Raw genomic sequence first — 21,171 nt, 5'->3', positions numbered from 1 at the left:
GCCCAGCGTCGACAGCCGGCGTCGGGTCGCCCGAGGGATCAGCTCTGCGCGCGCAGCTTCTCCAGCAGGTCGAGTGCCGAGTCGGCGATGACCGTGCCGGGCAGGAAGACCTCGGCCGCACCCATCTCCTTGAGCGTGGGCACGTCGTCGGGCGGGATCACGCCACCGATCACGACCATGATGTCGGGACGGCCCTGCTCCTCCAGCGCCGCCTTCAGCGCGGGCAGCAGGGTGAGGTGACCCGCCGCGAGGGACGAGACCCCCACGACGTGGACGTCGGCGTCGACCGCCTGCTGGGCGACCTCCTCCGGCGTGGAGAACAGCGGGCCCACGTCGACGTCGAAGCCCATGTCGGCGAACGCCGTGACGATGACCTTCTGGCCGCGGTCGTGTCCGTCCTGGCCCATCTTGGCCACGAGGATGCGGGGGCGGCGGCCCTCGGCGCGCTCGAACTCGTCGGTGGCCTCGATGACCCGGGCGATGTTGCCCGACTGGCCGGCCTCGCTGCGGTACACACCCGAGATCGTACGGATCACGGCCTGGTGGCGCCCGTAGACCTTCTCCAGCGCGTCGCTGATCTCGCCCACCGTGGCCTTCGCGCGCGCGGCGTTGACGGCCAGGTCGAGCAGGTTGCCCTCGAGCGAGCCGTCGCGGCGCGCGCCGCGCTCGGCCGAGTTCGTCAGCGCGTCGAGCGCGGACTGCACGTCGTCGTCGTTGCGCTCGGCGCGCAGGCGCTCGAGCTTGGCGATCTGCGACGAGAGCACGGCCTTGTTGTCGACCTTGAGCACGTCGAAGGGCTCCTCGTCGGGCACGCGGTAGGTGTTCACGCCCACCACCACCTGCTGGCCCGAGTCGATGCGGGCCTGCGTGCGGGCCGCGGCCTCCTCGATGCGCATCTTCGGGATGCCCTCGTCGATGGCCTTCGCCATGCCGCCGGCCGCCTCGACCTCCTGGATGTGCGCCCAGGCGCGGTTCGCGAGGTCGTGCGTCAGCTTCTCGACGTAGTACGAGCCGGCCCACGGGTCGATCGTCTGCGTCGTGCCCGACTCCTGCTGCAGCAGCAGCTGGGTGTTGCGCGCGATGCGGGCACTGAAGTCGGTGGGCAGGGCGATCGCTTCGTCGAGGGCGTTGGTGTGCAGGCTCTGGGTGTGGCCCTGCGTGGCCGCCATCGCCTCGATCGCGGTGCGCTGCACGTTGTTGTAGACGTCCTGCGCCGTGAGGCTCCAGCCCGAGGTCTGCGAGTGGGTGCGCAGGCTCAGCGACTTGGGGTTCTTCGGGTCGAAGTCGCTGACGAGCCGGGCCCACAGGGCACGGGCGGCGCGCAGCTTGGCGACCTCCATGAAGAAGTTCATGCCGATCGCCCAGAAGAAGCTCAGGCGCGGAGCGAAGGCGTCGATGTCCAGGCCCACGTCGAGGCCCGAGCGGATGTACTCGACGCCGTCGGCCAGCGTGTAGGCCAGCTCGAGGTCGTTCGTCGCCCCGGCCTCCTGGATGTGGTACCCGGAGATCGAGATCGAGTTGAACCGCGGCATCCGCGCCGCCGTGTACGCGAAGATGTCGGAGATGATCCGCATCGAGGGCGCCGGCGGGTAGATGTACGTGTTCCGGACCATGAACTCCTTGAGGATGTCGTTCTGGATGGTCCCGGCCAGCTGCTCGGGCTTCACGCCCTGCTCCTCGGCCGCCACGATGTAGAGCGCCAGCACCGGCAGCACGGCACCGTTCATGGTCATCGAGACGCTCATCTGGTCGAGCGGGATGCCGTCGAACAGCGTGCGCGTGTCGTAGATCGAGTCGATCGCCACGCCGGCCATGCCGACGTCGCCCACCACGCGGGGGTTGTCGGAGTCGTAGCCGCGGTGGGTCGCCAGGTCGAACGCGACCGACAGGCCCTTCTGGCCCGCCGCCAGGTTGCGGCGGTAGAACGCGTTGGACTCCTCGGCGGTGGAGAAGCCCGCGTACTGGCGGATCGTCCACGGCTGGGTCGTGTACATCGCCGGGTACGGACCGCGCAGGAACGGCGTCATGCCCGGGTAGGTGTCGAGGGCGTCGAGGCCCTCGAGGTCGGCGGGCGTGTAGAGCCGCTTGACGGGGATCCCCTCCGGGCTCTGCCACGGCTCGCCGGCGAAGGACTTCGGTGTGGTCATGCGAGCACCTCACGCATCTGTCGCAGGAAGGCCAGCGCGTCGAGGCCCATGGCGGCCGACGCGTCCTGGCCGAGGTCGGTCTTGCCGGCGACCAAGACGTACGAGGCGCCGTTCTCGCGCAGCGCGGCGACCAGGTCGGCACCCCACTCGCCGTACACGGCATCCGTGCCGGCGAGGCAGACCACGGGAGGCGCTCCGGCCTCGAGGTACTTGTCGACGGCCTCGTCGACCCCGGCGGTGGCACCCGCGGCGCCGATGCCGATGCCGCCGGCGGCCAGCAGGTTGATGGCGAACGTGGCCCGGGCGGTGTGGGCGGAGATCGGGCCCATCGTGGCGAGGAAGACCGGCTGCGCCACGGGCTCGTCGCGCATCTGCTCGAACTCGCCGGCGTACCGGAACACGTCGGGAGCGACCGGGTAGGGCCGGCGCTCGGGGAGGGTCTCGGCGGAGTTCGGGAACTCGCTGATGCCCGTGATCGGGCGCTCGCGGCGCGCGATCTGCAGGGCGCGGTCGTCGCGCACGGCCTGCACCAGCGGCACGAGGCGGTCGGCGGCGGCGTCGAGGTCGGCGACGCCCTCCAGCTCGTCGAGGCCGTCGAGCTCGGCGAAGAGCTCCCACGCGGCCATCGCGAGGTCGTCGGTGAACTTCTCCACGGCGTACGCGCCGCCGGCGGGATCGGCCACCTTGGCCACGTGCGACTCGTGGATGAGCAGGCTCGAGGTGTTGCGCGCAATGCGGCGGCTGAACGGGGTGGGCAGGCCGAGCGGCTCGTCGAACGGCAGCACCGTGACCGCGTCCGCGCCGCCCACGCCGGCGGCGAAGCCGGCGACGGTGGTGCGCAGCATGTTCGTGTAGGAGTCGTAGCGCGCCATCATCGGGCGCGACGTGACCGCGTGCTGGCGCTGGGCGCGGGCCGCCTCGCCGATGCCGCTCAGCTCGCCGACCCGGTTCCACAGGGTGCGTGCGGCGCGGAGCTTGGCGATGGTCGGGAACTGCTCGTCGGTGGCCGCGTAGCGGAACTCCAGCTGGGCGGCGGCCTCGTCGGTGGTGAACCCGGCGGCCTCGAGGGCGCGCAGGTACGTGACCGCGACCATCATCGACCAGGCGAGCTCCTGGACCTCCGACGCGCCTTGGTCGTGCAGGGCACTGGCGTCGACGACGACGCCGCGGACGCCCGCCTCCTTCGCCAGCGTGGCCACGCGGACGAGGACGTCGAGATCGTGGCCGCCACCGCCGAGGTTGGTCAGCGGGTGCGGCTGGACGCCCTTGTCGCGGCAGACCGCCACGAAGGCCTCGGCCGCGGCGACCGGGTCCTCGGGGGCGTCGAGCACGACGGGGGCCAGGTCGAGGAAGACCGGCTCCAGCAGCTCGGCGAGACGATCGGCGGCGATGCCGCGCTCCCCCACCGTGAGCCACAGCGAGTTGCCGCCGTTCTCCAGCTCGGTGGTGAGGTGGTCGGCGGTGGTGTCGGGGTCGGTGAACCAACCGCGCACGTCCCAGCCCTCGAGCTCGGGATCGGCGGTGCCGGAGCCGCGCGTGTAGGGCGCCTCGCCCGGGAGGCCGGTCTCGGGGACGTCGGCGACGAGCTCGCGCGTGCCCAGCGGGGTGATGCTGAGCCCGTCGAGGGTCGTGGTCGTCAGCGCCTCCCACACGTCGGTGTCGGGGGCGTCCTCGGCGAGGCGACGCGTCTTGCGCAGGACGGCCGCGGTGGCCTTCTCCCACTCCGACAGGTCGTGCTCGATGCCCTCGGCCAGGGGCACCACGGGCTGGTCTGCTGCCATGCGTCGCATGGTAGCCGCCTGCTTCGGGCGACCGTTCAACGCATCGTCCGACGGACTCCTGCGAGAATGGCGCCGTGCAGATCCCCGACGAACTCCTGCCCCGCGACGGGCGCTTCGGCTCCGGTCCCTCGAAGGTGCGACCCGAGGCGCTCGCCGCCCTGGCCGCGAGCGGGGACACGCTGCTGGGCACGTCCCACCGCGCCGCGCCGGTGAAGTCGCTCGTGGGCAGCATCCGCTCCGGTCTCGCCGACCTGTTCTCGCTGCCCGACGGGTACGAGGTCGTGCTCGGCGTGGGCGGCTCGCACGCGTTCTTCGACGCCGCGACGTTCGGGCTCGTCGAGCGACGCAGCCAGCACCTCGTGCACGGTGAGTTCACGACCAAGTTCGCCCGGGCGGTCGCCGCGGCACCCTTCCTGGACGACCCCGAGATCATCGAGTCGGACTTCTCGACCCACCCCGAGCCGCACGCCACCGCCGGCGTCGACACGTACGCGTGGGCGCACAACGAGACCTCGACCGGCGTCATGACCTCGGTGCGACGCCCCGTCGGCATCGACGAGGGCGCGCTGGTCCTGGTCGACGCCACGTCGGGCGCCGCCGGCCTGCCGGTCGACGTGGCCGAGTCCGACGTCTACTACTTCGCGCCGCAGAAGGGGTTCGCGTCCGACGGCGGGCTGTGGATCGCGCTCATGTCCCCCGCCGCGATCGAGCGCGCCCGCCGCATCAAGGCGTCGGGGCGCCACATCCCCGGCTTCGTCGACCTGCCCGTCGCGATCGACAATTCGCTCAAGGACCAGACCTACAACACCCCCGCCGTCGCCACGCTCTTCCTCATGGACCAGCAGGTGCAGTGGCTCAACGCGAACGGCGGCCTCGACTGGGCGGTCTCGCGCACGACCGACTCGTCCCAGCGGCTCTACGCCTGGGCCGAGGCGAGCTCGTACGCGACCCCGTTCGTCCCCGACCCGGCCGACCGCTCGCTCGTCGTGGGCACGATCGACCTCGAGGGCGTCGACGCCGCCGACGTGGTGGCGGCCCTGCGCGAGAACGGCATCGTCGACGTCGCCGGCTACCGCGGCCTGGGCCGCAACCAGCTGCGCATCGCGATGTTCCCCGCCATCGACCCCGACGACGTCACTGCCCTCACGCGGTGCATCGACCACGTGGTCGAGCGGCTCGCGGCGGGCTGACGGTTTCCCCGGTTAACCGGGGAAACTGTCACTTCGCGAGGTTCGCGATCCTCGTGAAGTGACAGGGAACCTCGTTCAGTCGACGACGGTGGCGCCGCGGTGCAGCTCGCGGTGCTCCTCGTAGATCGAGGCGTTGAGGTGCAGGGTGGCGACCTCGTCGTCGGTGAGCTCGCGGCGCACCTTGCCGGGGACACCGGCCACCAGGGAGCGCGGCGGGATGACGGCGCCTTGGGGCACGAGGGCGTTCGCGGCGATCAGGCACTCGTCGCCGATCTCGGCGCCGTTGAGGATCGTGGCGCCCATGCCCACCAGCACGTGGTCGCCGACGGTGGCGCCGTGGATGATCGCGCCGTGGCCCACCGAGACGCCCTCGCCGAGCGTCAGCGGCTTGCCCTGGTCGACGTGGAAGACGCAGTTGTCCTGGACGTTGCTGCCGCGGCCGATGGTGATCGGCTCGTTGTCGGCGCGCAGGACCGCGCCGTACCAGACGCTGGAGCCCTCCTCGAGGACGACCGATCCCACCAGGGTGGCGTTCGGGGCGACGAACGCCGACTCGTGAACCTGCGGTGACCTGTCTCCGAGAGCGATCTTCATGCGCTCACCGTATCGCCCGGCGTGCGCCTCCCGACGGGCCCCGGCGCCGCACCGCGACGACCAGCAGGACGGCCAGTGCAGCGACACCGAGACCGCCGAGCACGACGGTGCGGGTGTCGACCGCGACGCCCGTGCTGCTCGCCGCGGCCACCTCGGCCGACGCGGGCGACACCGACGGCTCGGGGACCGAGGTGGCCACGGTCGCGGGTCCGCCGGCCGAGGCCGAGCCGACCGGCAGGTCCAGGCGGTACAGCGGCGAGTCGGCTCCCTCCGTGCCCACGAGCACGGCGTCGTCGTCGTCGTCGACGAACGCGACCGTCTCGGCCTGCTCGAGCGGAGGAAGCGGGCCGCTCCCGACGATGGACCAGTCGGCGGGATCGATCGTCCACAGCGAGCCGTAGGACACCAGGGCCACCCGGCTCCCGTCGGGCGAGAACGCGCCGTCGGTGACCAGCGCGGGCAGGCCCGAGGCGGTGGCCTCGAACTCGGTGGTCGACCTCGTGTCGAGGTCGCCCGTGTCGAGCGTCATCACTGCGGCATCACCGACCGCTTTGGTGACGACGTGCAGGCGGTCCGAGTCCGGAGGCGCCAGGAGCGCCTCCACGTCGGCGGGGCCTCCGGCGAGCGCGACCGGGTACCGCTGCGCAGCGACCGTGGCACTCGCGCGACCGGGCTCGTCGATCGCGTACAGGGCGAGGTCGTCGCGCTCGGCGCGGTTGTCGCCCACGTCGCCGATCCACAGCGTGCCGTCGCGCAGGGCCAGCGCCTCCACGTCGCGGAAGTCGGCCCGCACGGTGGTCACGCCGACCACGTCGCCGCTCGAGAGGTCGACGGCGAACACCTCGGGGGCGTTGCCGGAGTCGTTGACGGTGTAGGCCAGTCCGTCGTGGGCCGAGCTGACCGCGAGGCCGCTGGACTCGGTGATGCGGGCGTCGCCCAGCACGGCGACTGGCTTGTCGGTGGCGGCGTCGGCACGGTCGATCAAGGAGGTCACGACGACCACCACGATCAGCGCGACGAGCAGTCCCGGGATCAGCAGCCGGCGACGACGGGGGTTCACAGGGCCTCCTGCGGCTGGACGGCTCGCGTTATCGTGGAGTCATGGCCCGTGAGAAGCGCTCCCGCATCCCCGACCTGGGCCGTCCCGAGGTCACGGAGCTGGAGTTCGGCAGGACGACCCACCGTGTCGCCGAGGTCGAGCCCATGGACGTCGACGGCGTCCGCACCATGACCATCGGCACGATCGCCTGGGGCGTCGTGGCGCTCGCGCTGCTGCCGTTCTGGGGCAACCTGCAGGACCAGGGCCGCACGTGGTGGCTGTGGACCGCGTTCGCCGGACTCGGCCTGGGCCTCATGGGCATCGAGTTCTGCAAGCGCCGTCGCGACGCCCTCGCCGAGCGCGCGGCGACCGCCCCGCTGCAGACCGTGATCCCCGTCGACGAGCTCCCCGAGGAGATCGTGACCGAGGCGGCGCCGGCCGAGCCGCAGGCCGCACCGGCCGCGACCACGGACCCTGCCCCGGAGCGCCCCACCGGACGCCGTCGCCGGAGCTGAGGCCGTCCGGCCTCGCATCACACCCCGCACGACGGGCTCAGAACTCCTCGAGCTCGGCCCGGGTCGAGTCCAGCACCGGGTCGGGCAGCTTGGACGCCGACGCCGATCGCTTGGGGCGCGTGCCCGAGTGGGCACCGCAGCCGTGGGTGAGGGCGACGACCCGGCCGTCGGCGTTGGCCATCTTGTTCGCGCACACGCCGAAGCGGTCGGAGAGGTCGCCGGCCAGCGAGACCAGGAAGCCGCACGTCCCGCACACGCCGGGCGCCTGCTTGGCGATCGGGGTGTCCGGACCGGACTCGCCCTCGTACCAGCGCTCCGCGGCATCCTCGCGGCCCTCGATCGAGAGCACCCACTCGCGGCCGAGGCCGATCTCGCGGGCGAAGTGGCGGTCGACGACACCGGTCTCGTCGCCGTCGCCGTCGGACCACGCCGGCACGAGGCGGATGTCGTCCTCCTCGGGCGGCAGCACGTCGCCGGGACCGAGGTCGCCGGGACGGACGCGCTCGCGGTAGGGGGTCCACGCCGGCGCGACGATGGCCTCGTCACCGGGCAGCAGCACGATGTCGTTGATGGTCACCTGGTCGTCCAGCACCGAGGCGCTGACCGCCCAGTACCAGCCGCGATAGCCGGGCAGCAGGCAGGCGAATCGCTCGGTCACCAGACCGGGCGCCTCCTCGGTGCTGCCGAGGTGGTCGCCGACCGTGCCGTCGTCGACACTGTCGTCGAGGGCCGCGCGTGCAGGAGAGGTCGCCGTGCTCATGGTCCGATTGTCCCCCACCGCGCCACACCCGACCAACCCCGGTCGTGCCGCGCGCGCCGGTGTCCGCCTCAGGGGACCAGGACCGCCGCCAGCAGGACCATCACGGGCAGGGAGACCACCGTCGTGATGACGACGCTGTCGCGGGCCAGCACCTCGCCGCGACCGAACTGCGCGGCGTAGACGAAGACGCTCTGGGCCGTCGGGAGGGCCGCCATCACGGTGACGCCGGCGACCTCGTAGGCGTCCAGGCCCAGCCCGTACCGGGCCACGAGATACGTGACGAGAGGCTGCCAGAGGATCTTCAGGACCGTCACGAAGGCGACCTCGCTCCGGTTGCCGTGACCGATCCTGGGACCGAACCGGAGCGCCACGCCGAACGCCAGGACCGCGGACGGGATCGCCATGGCACCCAGCAGCGAGATGGGCTCGTCGACGAACCGCGGCAGGTCGACGTGGGCGAGCGACAGGGCGACGCCCAGGATCGCCGCGATCGAGACGGGGTTGCTCAGGCCCGCTCGCACGAACCCCCACGGGGTCACCCGGCGCCCCTCCTCCATGCTGAGGAGCGTGACCGCCACGGGCGTCATGACCATGAGCTGCAGCATGATCGTGGGCAGCGCGAAGGCCACGTCACCGGCGACGTACGCCGCGATCGGCAGGCCCAGGTAGCCCGAGTTGGCGAACGAGGAGGCGAGACCGCCCACCACGACGTGCTTGCCGGAATGACCCCGCCACCGCGCCCACGGCACGTAGACCAGCAGCACCGCCACCACGCCGATCGCGGCCACGAGGAACCACGGCCCGAAGACTGTGGCCAGGTCCGTGGAGCCGAGGATCTCGATCAGCAGGGCGGGCGTGGCGACGTAGTAGACGAGTCGCGCGAGCACCACCTGGCTGGACTCGTCGAGCACCCGCGTCGCGGCGAGGAGGTACCCGACACCGATCAACGCGCCGATGACCGCGAAGCCCTCGAGAGCTCCAGTCACGCGTCAGGCGTCGAGGTCCGCGGCGAGGCGGCGCAGCAGCTGCGCGACCTGGCGGGCGCGCTTGCCCTCGGGGTGGCGACCGTGACGGTAGCCCTCGCCGAGCCCGTCGAGCAGGTTCACGAGGTCCTCGACGATGACGACCATCTCCTCGGGCGACTTGCGTCGCGCGTGGGCCTGCGCCTGCGAGACCGAGGGGGTGGGATCGAGCACGCGCACCTGGAGGGCCTGGTCGCCGCGGCGGCCGGCGGCGATGCCGAACTCCACGCGCGTGCCGGCCTTCAAGGTGGTCACGCCGTCGGGCAGCGCGTCGGAGCGGACGTAGACGTCCTCACCTTCCTCGCGGCTGAGGAAACCGAACCCCTTCTCGGGGTCGTACCACTTGACCTTGCCGGTGGGCATGACCGTTCCTTTGCGTTCTCGGAGTGCGACCCCTGCAGTCTAGTCGGCTCGCCGCCGCGGAGGCGGTCGCGCCGCTCAGGCCTCGTCGTCGAAGTCGACCGAGATGGTCTGGAACCCCTTGTGCCGCTGCATCCGGGCGTACTGCGCGTAGGCGCGGCGGTCGCCGGCCGTCAGGACCACGTTGTCGGTGAACGGCGTCAGCAGCGCTCGCGGGTAGAGGTGGCGGCGGCGCACGACGTTGATCTGCAGGCCCAGCACGATCGTGGAGGTCAGCAGGAACAGCAGCGCGATGAGGCCGAGCACGAGGGCGAAGGTCTGGTTCATCGAGGTCGCCCGAGCGATGACGCCCTGCACGTAGGCGTCACCGACGTACTGCAGGACCTGCCAGCCGAGGGCGCAGAACAGGGACCCCGGCAGCACCGACCGCCAGGAGGCGCGGCGCAGGCTCACCAGCTTGAACACGGTGATGAAGATGCCCCACGAGACGAGGAAGCCGACCACGCGCATGACCAGGCCGAGGTCGGGCAGGTGGTCGATCCCGACGACCTCCGGGTTGTCCACGATCGACTGCAGGATCGCGACGACGGCGATGCCCAGCCCGCCGATGCCGAGCACGACGAAGCTGCGCAGCCGCATCATGATCGGGTTCGGGCGGCTGTTGCGCGGCACGCCCCACGCCACGTTGGCCGCGTTCTGGGTGGACTGGCCCACGCCGAGCGCCCCGTAGAGCGCGGCGAGCGAGCCCACGACGATCGCCGAGGTGCTGCCGGTGAGCCCGCCCGGGCGGCCGAGCTCGTCGCCGACGATCGGGAACTGGGCGAGCGCCGTGTCGAGCAGGCGCTGCTGGAGGTCGGGGTCGTCCTGCAGCACGAAGCCCAGCACCGACGAGGCGATGAGCAGCAGCGGGAAGATCGCGATGAACGAGTAGTACGTCATGATCGCCGCCAGGTACGGACCCTGGTCGTCGAAGAACTTGTAGATCACCGCGATCGGGAACCCGAGGACCGGGTGCTGCCGCTGGAAGCGGTCGATCCCGGCGACGATGTTCATGGCAGGTATTGTCGCGCAGCTCCCAACACGCGCTCGTACACCTCGCGGGGAAGCACCGCTCCTTCTCGCCGGACGTCCTGCTCGCGGACCTGGATGAGCCGGTTCAGCCGCACCTCGCTGGGGCGTCGCTGCGCGTCCCAGGGGCCCGACCCGATGTCCATCCAGAAGCGGCCGGCGCGCGCCTCCTGCGCCGCGTCGCGGTCGTGGTCCCGCGAGGTCAGCTGGAGGGCGACGAGGGTGCCGTCGCCGCGGCGTCCGATGAGCAGGACGGGCCGGTCCTTGCCCTGGCTCGGGTCGTCCTCGTAGGGCACCCAGGTCCAGACGATCTCACCCGGATCGGGCCGGCCGTCGTGGTTGCCGGACCACGTCGTGTCGAGGCCGGCCGGGACACGCGAGGTGCCCGCGGCCGGCGACGACGAGGACGAGACGGAACGGCCGATCGCCACCAGCCGTCGCAGGACGGCCGGAAGCCTCGATCGCGCCACGGGTCAGGCGGTGGTCTCGAAGGCGGGCAGCTGCCGCTTCATGACCTTGCCCGTGGGGTTGCGCGGCAGGGTGTCGAGGAACATGACACCGCGCGGCACCGCGGAGCGGGCGACGTTGTCCTTGGCGAATTCGACCAGCTCGTCGGCGCTGACGTCGCTGCCCTCCTTGCGCACCACGTAGGCGGCCAGGCGCTGACCCCACTCGGGGTCGGCGATGCCGGTGACGACCACGTCGGCCACCTCGGGGTGCTCGACGAGGCAGTCCTCGAGCTCGCGCGGGAAGACGTTCTCACCGCCGGAGATGATCATGTCGTCGTCGCGGCCGGCGACGAAGAGGCGACCCTCCTCGTCGAAGTAGCCGAGGTCGCCCGAGTCCATCAGGCCCGAGTGGAACGACTTGTTGCGGCCGTCGGTGTAGCCGCCGAACGGCATGTCGTTGACCACGTGGATGACGCCGATGTCGCCCTGGGGCACCTCGTTGCCGTCGTGGTCGAGGATCTTGACCGTCGTGCGCCACGGGACCCGGCCCGCGGTGCCCGGCGCGGCGCGCAGGTCCTTCGGGTCGGCGATCGTGATCCAGCTGGTCTCGGTGGCACCGTAGAAGTTGTAGATCGAGTCGGTGTACATGTCCATGAAGTGCAGCGCCAGGTCGCCGGCCAGGGCCGAGCCGCTGGAGGCGGTGATCTGCAGGCTGGACACGTCGGTCTCCTTGACCACCCGCGGGTCGGCCTTGACCATGCGCTGGAGCATGAGGGGCACGACCACGAGGACGCGGACCTTGTACTTCTCGATGTCGCGCAGGGTCTGCTCGGGGATGAACTTGCGGCGCAGGACGAACGTGGGGCACGTCGACAGGCCGAAGCCCAGGTTGATCAGGCCCCACGAGTGGAACAGCGGCGCGGCGATCGAGACGACCGAGTTGCTCTGGTACGGGATCGCGCCGAAGTACGCCAGCAGCGGCTTGAGGTCCTCGGGCTCCTTGCGCTTCGCGCCCTTGGGCAGGCCCGTCGTGCCGGAGGTGAAGATGATCATCTCGCCGTGACGCGAGGGGACGGGCTGGTCGCCCGACGGCTTGCCGACCGTGGAGGACTCGATCGAGGGCAGGTCCGAGGGTGCGTCGGCATCAGCCCAGGCCAGCATGAGGCGGCTGCGCCGGACGTCCTCGACCAGAGGCAGGAACTCCTGGTCGAGGATGAGCAGCTCGGCGCCCTCGCGCTCGGCCAGGTCGGTCAGCTGGGCGCGGCTGGACATCGTGTTGAGCAGCAGGACGCGGCCGCCGAGCTGCACGACGGCGATGAGGGCGATGACGAGGTAGCGGTGGTTGCGCGACAGGACCGCGACCGAGTCACCGGGCTCGATGCCGCGCTCGCGCAGCACCTCGGTGAACTGGTTGACCTGCGTGACGAGGTCCTCGTAGGTGATCTCGCCGGCGTCGTCGATGATCGCGATCTGCTTGGGGTAGCGCTTGGCCGCGGCGTTGATGCCGGACGGCAGCCCCGGACCCCACTTCTTGAGCACGCGCGCGGCACCGATCAGCTTGTGCGGCGGCAGCGCCTTGATGACGCCAATGCGGCGCAGAACCTTCAGTTTGTAACCCAAGTCACCCATGCGGGAGAGCGTAACAGTCAGATTCCGTGCATCTGAGGGTTTCCTCATGCTCTCGTCGTGGGAGCGGTGTGCCCCGTGGGGCCAGTGGGGAAGATGCCTCGAACGGGTGGTCGTTCATGGTCCCGTCGGGTCCCCCGCGAGGGCTGGTGTCAGGCCGTCGCATCACCTCGGACCACCGGCACCATCCGGGACGTCTCGCCCTCGGTGAACACCCGTGACCGGATGATGAAGCGGTGCCCCGTCGGCCCCTCGATCGAGAAGCCGGCACCGCGGCCGGGAACGACGTCGATCGTGATGTGGGTGTGCGACCAGTAGGCGAACTGCGCCGCCGAGATCCACACCGGGATCGGCTCGGGCGTGCCCGCGTCCAGCTCGCCCAGGAGCACGTCGGCACCACCGATCAGCAGCGTGCCCTGGGTGTAGCACATCGGCGCCGACCCGTCGCAGCAGCCGCCGGACTGGTGGAACATCAACGGCTGGTCGTGATCGGCCCGGAGGCGGCGGAGCAGCTCCGCCGCCTCCGGGGTCACGGCCACCCGGGCCGTCGGGAGGGAGGACCCGACGGGCTCGGGTGACATCTCGGTCTCCATGGGGATCAGAAGAAGCCGAGAGCGTTGGGCGAGTAGCTGACGAGGAGGTTCTTCGTCTGCTGGTAGTGGTCGAGCATCTGGCGGTGGTTCTCGCGCCCGATCCCGGAGTTCTTGTAGCCGCCGAACGCCGCGTGCGCGGGGTACTGGTGGTAGCAGTTCGTCCAGACGCGGCCGGCCTCGATCGTCCGGCCCGCGCGGTAGGCGGTGCTGGTGTCGCGGCTCCACACGCCGGCGCCGAGACCGTAGAGGGTGTCGTTGGCGATGCCCATCGCGTCGTCGAAGTCGTCGAAGCCGGTCACCGAGACGACCGGGCCGAAGATCTCCTCCTGGAAGATGCGCATCTTGTTGTGGCCCTGGAAGATCGTCGGCGCCACGTAGTAGCCGCCCGACAGGTCGCCGCCGAGGTCGACGCGCTCGCCGCCGGTGATGATGCGGGCTCCCTCCTCCACGCCGATCTGGATATAGGACAGGATCTTCTCGAGCTGGTCGTTGCTCGCCTGCGCGCCGATCATCGTCTCGGTGTCCAGCGGGTTGCCCTGCTTGATCGCCTTGGTGCGCTCGGTCGCTGCGGGCAGGAACTGCTCGAGGATCGAGTTCTGGACGAGCGCGCGGCTGGGGCACGTGCAGACCTCGCCCTGGTTGAGGGCGAACATCGTGAATCCCTCGAGCGCCTTGTCGTAGAACGCGTCGTCCGCGCTCGCGACGTCCTCGAAGAAGATGTTCGGGCTCTTGCCGCCCAGCTCGAGGGTGACGGGGATGAGGTTCTGCGCCGCGTTCTGCATGATGAGCCGGCCCGTGGTCGTCTCGCCGGTGAACGCGATCTTGCGGATGCGGCTGCTGGCCGCCAGCGGGGCGCCGGCCTCGGCACCGAAGCCGTTGACCACGTTGAGGACGCCCGGGGGAAGCAGGTCGGCGATCAGCTCCATCAGCAGCATGATGGACGCCGGCGTCTGCTCGGCGGGCTTGAGGACGATCGCGTTGCCGGCCGCGAGCGCCGGAGCGAGCTTCCACACGGCCATCAGCAGCGGGAAGTTCCACGGGATGATCTGGCCGACGACGCCGAGCGGCTCGTGGAAGTGGTACGCGACCGTGTCCTCGTCGATCTGGCTGATCGAGCCCTCCTGGGCGCGGATGCAGCCGGCGAAGTACCGGAAGTGGTCCACCGCGAGCGGCAGGTCGGCGGCCATCGTCTCGCGGACGGGCTTGCCGTTGTCCCAGGTCTCGCCGACGGCCAGCATCTCGAGGTTCTCCTCGATGCGGTCGGCGATCTTGTTGAGGATGATCGCCCGCTCGGTCGTGGACGTCTTGCCCCATGCCGGCGCGGCCGCGTGGGCGGCGTCCAGCGCGGCCTCGATGTCCTCGGCGGTTCCTCGGGCGACCTCGCAGAACACCTGGCCGTTGACCGGGGAGACGTTCTCGAAGTACTGGCCCTTGGCAGGGGCGACGTACTCGCCGCCGATCCAGTGGTCGTAGCGCGGCTTGTAGGAGACGACGCTGCCCTCGGTGCCGGGCGCTGCGTAGACGGCCATAGTGATGACTCCTTCGTCGGGGGACGGATGTGAGGGGGCTCACACCGCATGGCCCGACGGTAGGCAGCGCAACGTTGCGTGAACGTACGTCCGGTCAGCCGAGCTCGGCGTCGAGCCGCTCGAGGTGGTCGGCGACCTGCGCGAAACGGGGTGAGGACTCGGGCAGGACGCGGGCGATGCGCTCCCAGACCTCGAAGTCGTCACGGCCGTGCCCGGTGTCGGCGAACGGGAGCAGCGCGTCGGGGTCGTCGCAGACGAGCAGGTGCGAGCGCACCAGCTGGTGCAGGTCGTCGCGGGCCGCCACCACCGCGGGCGCCTGCGAGTCGGGCAGGATCGGCCCGCGGTAGCGCGCGACGGCCTGGCGCAGCCGACCGGCGGCGAGGTCGTCGCGGATCCGCTGGGCATCGGTGTCCACCGCCCCGGCGAACCGATACGGCCGCGACTCCAGGCGCACGCCGCCGAGGACCTGACGCAGCCGGGACAGCTCGGCGCGGATCGTCACCTCGGGCAGCTCGTCGTCGCTGAGCGCGACCGCCAGCTCGGCGGTGGTCAGGCCGCGGTCGGCCGCGGCCACGAGCAGCGCGATCTCACTGTGGCGGGCGCTGAGCCGGGTGGTGGTCGTCCCGTGGTGCAGCAGCGCCCCACGGACGCCCAGCACGTCGATCCGCGGGCGCCTCGCGCCGGGGCTGGGACTCGTGCGTGACGCCGCCGCGCCGCGGACCCGTTCCAGGCGCAGCTCGGCCTCGACCGCCGCCGCCGTGGCGCGCACCAGTCCCAGGCTCGTCGCGCTCGCGACCTCGGCGCCCCCGGTGAGGTCGATGACCCCGAGGACGGCTCCCGTGTCGGGGTCGTGCACCGGCGCGGCCGAGCAGCTCCAGGGCGTGACCTGACGGGCGAGGTGCTCGGGCCCCAGCAGCGAGACGGCGCGATCGAGCGCGAGCGCCGTGCCCGGGGCGTTGGTGCCGGCACTGGCCTCGCTCCAGTCGGCGCCCGGAACGAAGTTCATCTCCTCGGCCATCCGGCGCAGCTGCGCCGCCCCCTCGACCCACAGCAGCTGGCCCGCGGCGTCGCTCACGGCGACCAGCAGGCCGGCGTCGGCCGCACTCTCGACCAGCAGCCGCCGCACGACGGGCATCCCGGCGGCCAGCGGGTGGTCGCGACGGATCTCCTCCAGCCGGGAGGAGTCCAGCGTGATCGCCGCGAGGGCGCGCTCGGGGTCGAGCCCGCCGAGCAGGCTGCGCCGCCACGACTCGCTGACCACCGACCGGACAGGGCCGTCGACGGCTCCCGTGGACAGGAAGGAGTCGTGGGCGTCGTGCAGCGCCCGCGCCAACGCGTCGGGATCGACTCCCGGCGGTACGGCGAAGGGCGATTCGGTGGGCCCCGGCGGCATGGGGTGAATCCTAGCGGGGGGTGTGAACCAGGTCACACGGAGCGGCCGCCACCCCCGTCACGACCCGGCGACGACGCCTCTCTCCCGCAAGAGGCCCACCACGGCCTCGACGCACTCCCCCACCCCCATGAGCGACGTGTCGATCGTGAGGTCTGCGTCGTGGGGGCGCTCGTACGGCGAGTCGATCCCGGTGAAGTCGCGGATGAGGCCGGCGCGCGCCTTGGCGTAGAGGCCCTTGCGATCGCGGGCCTCGGCGACGACCAGCGGCGTGGCCACGTGGACGACCAGGAACTGCGAGCGCGGCTCGACGCGCTCGCGCATCGCCCGACGCACCGAGGCGAAGGGAGCGATGGGGGCGCACACGGCCAGGCCGCCGGCCTCGGCCACCCGGGCACCGACCCACGCGATCCGGGTCAGGTTCCTGGCGCGGTCCTCGCGGCTGAACCCGAGCCCGTCGGACAGCTCACGACGCACGTCGTCGCCGTCGAGCAGGACCGCGGGCGCCAGGCCGCGGGCGATGACCGCCTCCACCACGGCACGCCCCACGGTCGACTTGCCGGCGCCGGACAGCCCCGTGAGCAGCAGCACGGCACCGCGGGCCTCCCTCGCGCCGGGCCTGCGGAAGTCCAGCGGGTCCCGGACCCCGAGGGAGCGCAGGGCGATCGCGAGCACCTCCTGCGAGGTCGTGGTCTCGCTGACGGCGGGAGCCGGGAGGTACCAGGCCGCGGCGTTCGGGACCTGCTCGGCGCAGCGGCGCAGCTCCTCCATGAGGGCCATGTCGCCGGCCCAGGCGTCGTCGCCGACGCCGACCAGGGCGAGCGGGCGGCCCGCCGCGAGGTCCACGGCGCGCAGCACGTCGGCAGCGCCGACCCGCCCACCGAAGAGCGCCACGACGTGGTCGCCCAGGTTCACCGGCACGACCAGGCGGGACCCGCGGGCCGGAGGGTGCTCGGCGGCCCGCACGGCCCGCAGCCGGCCCGCCACCCACGTGGTGCCGTCGTCGCGGGGGCGCGTGTCGGTCAGCACGAGCACTGCCAGCGGCGTGTTGTCGGGATCGGTCAGGGTGAGCGACCCCTGGGCCACGGCCTCGCGGGCCGCGTCGGCCGGGACCGCGAGGTTGGCCTCCAGCGGCCAGTCCGCCGGGACCCGTCCGGGCAGGCAGTAGCCGTCGACCGCGTCGAGGAACCCGCCGAGGATCAGCTCGAGCCCGTCGAGCTGGTGGCCTCGCAGCACCGCGTCGGCGCTCACCCGGGGCCCGCACTGTCCACGAAGTGGTCGCGTCCGGGGAGCCACGGGTCCATGGGCGACGATTGTGGCACAGCCGATGCCTGCTGTCGGCCGCACGAGAATGCCCAGCGGCCGCGTCCCCGCAGCACCGCTCGACCCCATGGGGAGGAACACGTCGATGACCGACACGCGTGAGTCGCGTCGCTACGGCATGAGCCAGCTCGACCATCTCGAGGCCGAGGCGATCTACATCATCCGCGAGCTCGTCGCGGAGAACGAGCGGCCCGCCCTGCTGTTCTCCGGCGGCAAGGACTCGGTCGTGATGCTCAACCTCGCGGTGCGCGCCTTCGCGCCCGGCCCGATTCCGTTCCCGGTGGTGCACATCGACACCGGGCACAACTTCGACGAGGTCCTCGAGTTCCGCGACCGCGTGGTGGAGCAGCTCGGCGTCCGGCTGATCGTCGGCTCGGTCCAGGACGCGATCGACGAGGGCTTCGTGCGCGAGGAGCCGAACGGCTCGCGCAACCGCATCCAGACGCCCGTCCTGATCCGCACCACCGAGCAGCACGGCCTCAGCGCCCTGTTCGGCGGCGCCCGGCGCGACGAGGAGAAGGCCCGCGCCAAGGAGCGCGTGTTCTCCTTCCGCGACGACTTCGGGCAGTGGGACCCCAAGAACCAGCGCCCCGAGCTGTGGTCGCTCTACAACGGCCGCATCCATCCGGGCGAGAGCATCCGCTGCTTCCCGCTGTCGAACTGGACCGAGCTGGACATCTGGCAGTACATCGCCCGCGAGAACATCGAGCTGCCCGACATCTACTACGCCCAGAAGCGCGAGGTCTTCCTGCGCGGCGGCATGTACTTCACGATCAACCAGCACTGCCAGCCGCGCGACGACGAGGAGGTGTTCGTCGAGTCGGTCCGCTACCGCACCGTCGGCGACGCCACCCTGACCGCGGCGGTCCCCTCGACCGCCACCACGCCGGACGAGGTGGTGGCCGAGGTCGCCGCCACGCGCATCACCGAGCGCGGCGCCACCCGCGGCGACGACAAGGTCAGTGAGGCTGCGATGGAGGATCGCAAGAAGGAGGGCTACTTCTGATGGACATCCTGCGATTCGCCACGGCCGGCTCGGTCGACGACGGCAAGAGCACCCTCATCGGCCGGCTGCTGTTCGACAGCAAGTCGATCTTCACCGACCAGCTCGAGGCCGTGGAGGCCACGAGCGCCCAGCGTGGCGACGAGTACACCGACTTGGCGCTGCTCACCGACGGCCTGCGCGCCGAGCGCGAGCAGGGCATCACGATCGACGTGGCCTACCGCTACTTCTCGACGCCGAAGCGCAAGTTCATCATCGCGGACACGCCCGGGCACATCCAGTACACGCGCAACATGGTGACGGGCGCCTCCACCGCCGACCTCGCGATCATCCTCGTGGACGCCCGCAAGGGCCTGCAGGAGCAGAGCCGCCGCCACGCCACGCTCGTGTCGCTGCTGCGCGTGCCGCACGTCGTGCTGGCGATCAACAAGATGGACCTCGTCGACTGGTCCGAGGACGTCTACAAGCGCATCAGCGACGAGTTCGTCGACTTCGCCGCGCGCCTGGAGTTCACCGACGTCACGACGATCCCGCTCTCGGCGCTCACGGGCGACAACGTCGTCTCGCGCTCGGCCGAGATGGACTGGTTCGAGGGGCCGTCGCTGCTGCACCACCTGGAGAACGTCTACATCGCGAGCGACCGCAACCTCGTCGACGTGCGGTTCCCGGTGCAGTACGTCATCCGTCCCCAGAACGGCCAGGGCGACTACCGCGCGTTCGCGGGCCAGGTCGTCAGCGGCGTCATGCGCCCCGGCGACGAGGTACTGGTGCTGCCCAGCGGGCTGCCCAGCCGGATCAAGGCGATCGACACCGCCCAGGGCGAGCTGGCCGAGGCGTTCGCGCCGATGTCGGTCACCGTGCGCCTCGAGGACGAGGTCGACGTGTCGCGCGGCGACATGATCGTGCGCCCCAACAACCAGCCGGTCGTCACGCAGGATCTCGACGCGATGGTCTGCTGGATGGACAGCGACGCGATGACCGTCGGCGGCAAGTACGCGATCAAGCACACCACCCGGTCGGCCCGCGCGCTGGTCAAGGAGATCAAGTACGAGCTCGACGTGAACACGCTGCACCGCAACCAGGCGCCGGGCAGCCTCGGGCTCAACGCGATCGGTCGCGTGGTGCTGCGCACGACGCAGCCGCTGATGGTCGATCCCTACCAGCGGAACCGGCAGTCGGGGTCGTTCATCCTCATCGACGAGGCCACGAACCGCACGGTCGGCGCGGGCACCATCACCGAGCACTGACCGGCGCACCCGCCCCGCACGCACAAGAACGGCCGTCGCCCCGAGGGGCGGCGGCCGTTCTGCCGGGGGGCTCGTGTCCTACCAGGCGCCCTTGCGACCGAGGACCACGCCGACGGTCTTGAGCAGGATCGTCAGGTCCATCCGCAGGTTCCAGTTGTTGACGTACATCAGGTCGAGACGGATCGACTCGTCCCACGAGAGGTTCGAGCGGCCGCTGACCTGCCACAGGCCGGTCATGCCGGGCTTGACGTGCAGCCGGCGCCACACCCACTGGCTGTACTGCGACGTCTCGCTCTCGATGGCCGGGCGGGGGCCCACCAGCGCCATGTCGCCGAGCAGCACGTTGAACAGCTGGGGCAGCTCGTCGAGCGACGTCTGGCGCAGCATGCGGCCGACCCGGGTGACCCGGGGGTCCTGGGCCATCTTGAACAACGGGCCCGCACCCTCGTTGAGCTCACGCAGGTCCTCGACCCGCTGGTCGGCGTCCACCACCATCGTGCGGAACTTGAAGATCGTGAACGGCACGCCGTCCTTGCCCGTGCGCTCCTGCCGGTAGATGATCGGCCCCCGCGTGTCCAGGCGGATGCCCAGCGCGATGAGCGCCATCAGCGGCGCGCCGAACATGATCGCCAGCACCGCGAACGCACGGTCGAAGAAGGCCTTGATCGCCTGGCCCACGAGGTGGCTGTTCGGCGGGTCCAGGGCCAGCGCCAGCTGGTCGCCGACCCGGGTGGGCCGCACGAACTCGACGTAGTCGTTCATGTCGGTCAGCACGAGGCACTCGATCTCGGCCCGCTGCAGGCCCCACGCGAGGTGACGCAGCGACGGGTCGCCCAGGGCCTGGTCGGCCGTGATGACCACCCGCGCCCCGTGGACGGTGCGCAGCAGCTTCGGGACGTCGCGGACCACGGAGTTCACCGTGGCGCTGCCCAGCGGCTGCGTGGAGTCCCACGTGCAGCGCCCGACGACGACGAGGTCGTGACGGTCCTCCCAGCGGGCCGCGAGCCGGTTGACCGCGTCGGCGGGACCCACCAGCAGCGTGGGCACCCGGCGCAGCGCCGTGCGGTGCACGAGCGCGGAGGCCACGATCAGCGAGGCGGTCACGCTCAGGACGACCACGGCGGCGCGCAGCTCGGCCGAGACGACGTCGGACAGGACGAGGGTGGCCAGCGCACCGAGCGCGAGGACCGCGATCAGTCGCTTGGCCGGACGCAGCGAACCCGCCCGCTCGTAGGCCGGCAGCGCGGCGAGGCTGAAGCCGAGCCACAGGACGACGCCGGCGGACAGGGCCGTGAGGGCCCCGGGCGCCATGCCGACGACGAGGCCGGCGACGATCGTTCCCGCGAGCACGACGAGGTGCCCGACGAGTCCCTGGCGGACGAGTGCTTCCAGTGACGAACGCCCCGTGGGCATCGCCGTGAGTTCCCGGTGGACCGAAGGTGATCCGGTGCCGGGGTCGCTGGTGATGGGCTCCACCAGGCGCAGCGGAAGGACGGTTTCATCGCGCCCGTCGATCGCTGAAGTCATGCCAACTC

The 21,171-nt window shown here is 71.3% G+C and carries 18 protein-coding genes and 1 pseudogene; 4 read left to right on the top strand and 15 right to left on the bottom strand.

Translation table 11 applies throughout. The features are described from left to right. Positions 1 to 38: 38 nt before the first annotated feature. Positions 39 to 2,120 (bottom strand): annotated as a pseudogene (gene scpA, locus B2363_RS15065) (methylmalonyl-CoA mutase); the annotation flags it as partial. A 23-nt stretch (positions 2,121 to 2,143) separates the two neighbouring features. Continuing rightward, positions 2,144 to 3,928: a methylmalonyl-CoA mutase family protein gene (locus B2363_RS15060; RefSeq protein WP_286931154.1), complete on the bottom strand. Its 1,785-nt coding sequence runs from the start codon at positions 3,926 to 3,928 to the stop codon at positions 2,144 to 2,146. 74 nt (positions 3,929 to 4,002) lie between these two features. Between B2363_RS15060 and serC the strand changes: the two genes are divergently transcribed. After that, positions 4,003 to 5,118 (top strand): phosphoserine transaminase, encoded by a 1,116-nt coding sequence (gene serC / locus B2363_RS15055; protein WP_286931152.1) that lies wholly within the window; start codon positions 4,003 to 4,005, stop codon positions 5,116 to 5,118. A gap of 75 nt (positions 5,119 to 5,193) precedes the next feature. On the opposite strand, the gene B2363_RS15050 is transcribed toward serC, so the two are convergent. Beyond that, positions 5,194 to 5,712: a gamma carbonic anhydrase family protein gene (locus B2363_RS15050; RefSeq protein WP_181752897.1), complete on the bottom strand. Its 519-nt coding sequence runs from the start codon at positions 5,710 to 5,712 to the stop codon at positions 5,194 to 5,196. 4 nt (positions 5,713 to 5,716) lie between these two features. Next, positions 5,717 to 6,772, bottom strand: a complete 1,056-nt coding sequence (locus B2363_RS15045; RefSeq protein WP_286931148.1) for a hypothetical protein — start codon at positions 6,770 to 6,772, stop codon at positions 5,717 to 5,719. Positions 6,773 to 6,813: 41 nt separating this feature from the next. Between B2363_RS15045 and B2363_RS15040 the strand changes: the two genes are divergently transcribed. After that, on the top strand, positions 6,814 to 7,266 hold the full coding sequence (locus tag B2363_RS15040) for a hypothetical protein (RefSeq protein WP_286931146.1): 453 nt from the start codon (positions 6,814 to 6,816) through the stop codon (positions 7,264 to 7,266). 37 nt (positions 7,267 to 7,303) lie between these two features. Here B2363_RS15040 and B2363_RS15035 read toward each other — a convergent pair whose 3' ends face one another. From B2363_RS15035 to cysC, 10 genes are all read right to left on the bottom strand, one after another. Then, a complete protein-coding gene (locus tag B2363_RS15035; RefSeq protein WP_286931143.1) occupies positions 7,304 to 8,026 on the bottom strand; it encodes a DUF3027 domain-containing protein in 723 nt (240 codons plus the stop codon). Between the two features lie 68 nt (positions 8,027 to 8,094). Further along, a complete protein-coding gene (locus tag B2363_RS15030; protein WP_286931141.1) occupies positions 8,095 to 9,012 on the bottom strand; it encodes an AEC family transporter in 918 nt (305 codons plus the stop codon). Positions 9,013 to 9,015: 3 nt separating this feature from the next. Then, positions 9,016 to 9,411 (bottom strand): cold-shock protein, encoded by a 396-nt coding sequence (locus tag B2363_RS15025; RefSeq protein WP_286931139.1) that lies wholly within the window; start codon positions 9,409 to 9,411, stop codon positions 9,016 to 9,018. 75 nt (positions 9,412 to 9,486) lie between these two features. Next, on the bottom strand, positions 9,487 to 10,461 hold the full coding sequence (locus B2363_RS15020) for a YihY/virulence factor BrkB family protein (RefSeq protein WP_286931137.1): 975 nt from the start codon (positions 10,459 to 10,461) through the stop codon (positions 9,487 to 9,489). Further along, the gene (locus B2363_RS15015; RefSeq protein WP_286931135.1) at positions 10,458 to 10,946 is read right to left on the bottom strand and encodes a type II toxin-antitoxin system PemK/MazF family toxin; all 489 of its coding nucleotides are present in this window, start codon (positions 10,944 to 10,946) and stop codon (positions 10,458 to 10,460) included. Before B2363_RS15015 ends, B2363_RS15020 begins: the two co-directional genes overlap by 4 nt. Positions 10,947 to 10,949: 3 nt before the next feature. Then, positions 10,950 to 12,554, bottom strand: a complete 1,605-nt coding sequence (locus B2363_RS15010; protein WP_181752909.1) for an AMP-binding protein — start codon at positions 12,552 to 12,554, stop codon at positions 10,950 to 10,952. Positions 12,555 to 12,703: 149 nt separating this feature from the next. After that, complete coding sequence (locus B2363_RS15005; protein WP_181752911.1) at positions 12,704 to 13,144, bottom strand: DUF779 domain-containing protein; 441 nt, start codon at positions 13,142 to 13,144, stop codon at positions 12,704 to 12,706. Positions 13,145 to 13,149: 5 nt separating this feature from the next. Further along, positions 13,150 to 14,673 (bottom strand): aldehyde dehydrogenase family protein, encoded by a 1,524-nt coding sequence (locus B2363_RS15000; RefSeq protein WP_286931132.1) that lies wholly within the window; start codon positions 14,671 to 14,673, stop codon positions 13,150 to 13,152. Between the two features lie 94 nt (positions 14,674 to 14,767). Further along, a complete protein-coding gene (locus tag B2363_RS14995) occupies positions 14,768 to 16,066 on the bottom strand; it encodes a GAF domain-containing protein (RefSeq protein WP_286931130.1) in 1,299 nt (432 codons plus the stop codon). A gap of 57 nt (positions 16,067 to 16,123) precedes the next feature. Further along, complete coding sequence (gene cysC, locus B2363_RS14990) at positions 16,124 to 17,314, bottom strand: adenylyl-sulfate kinase (RefSeq protein WP_286931128.1); 1,191 nt, start codon at positions 17,312 to 17,314, stop codon at positions 16,124 to 16,126. A 157-nt stretch (positions 17,315 to 17,471) separates the two neighbouring features. On the opposite strand from cysC, the gene cysD reads away from it, so the two are divergent. Beyond that, positions 17,472 to 18,392 (top strand): sulfate adenylyltransferase subunit CysD, encoded by a 921-nt coding sequence (gene cysD / locus B2363_RS14985; RefSeq protein WP_286931126.1) that lies wholly within the window; start codon positions 17,472 to 17,474, stop codon positions 18,390 to 18,392. Beyond that, complete coding sequence (cysN, locus tag B2363_RS14980) at positions 18,392 to 19,636, top strand: sulfate adenylyltransferase subunit CysN (protein WP_181752918.1); 1,245 nt, start codon at positions 18,392 to 18,394, stop codon at positions 19,634 to 19,636. The genes cysD and cysN overlap by 1 nt, the downstream gene beginning before the upstream one ends. Positions 19,637 to 19,714: 78 nt before the next feature. Here cysN and B2363_RS14975 read toward each other — a convergent pair whose 3' ends face one another. Continuing rightward, entirely contained in the window at positions 19,715 to 21,163 is a 1,449-nt protein-coding gene (locus B2363_RS14975) for a sugar transferase (RefSeq protein ID WP_181752920.1), read from the bottom strand. Positions 21,164 to 21,171: the final 8 nt, after the last annotated feature.

Origin of the sequence: Aeromicrobium sp. UBA7512 (assembly GCF_002476985.1) — a bacterium.
Classification (GTDB): Bacteria; Actinomycetota; Actinomycetes; order Propionibacteriales; family Nocardioidaceae; genus Aeromicrobium; species Aeromicrobium phoceense.
The sequence above is the reverse complement of the archived record's forward strand: the minus strand, read 5'-3'. Positions and strand labels throughout refer to the sequence as shown.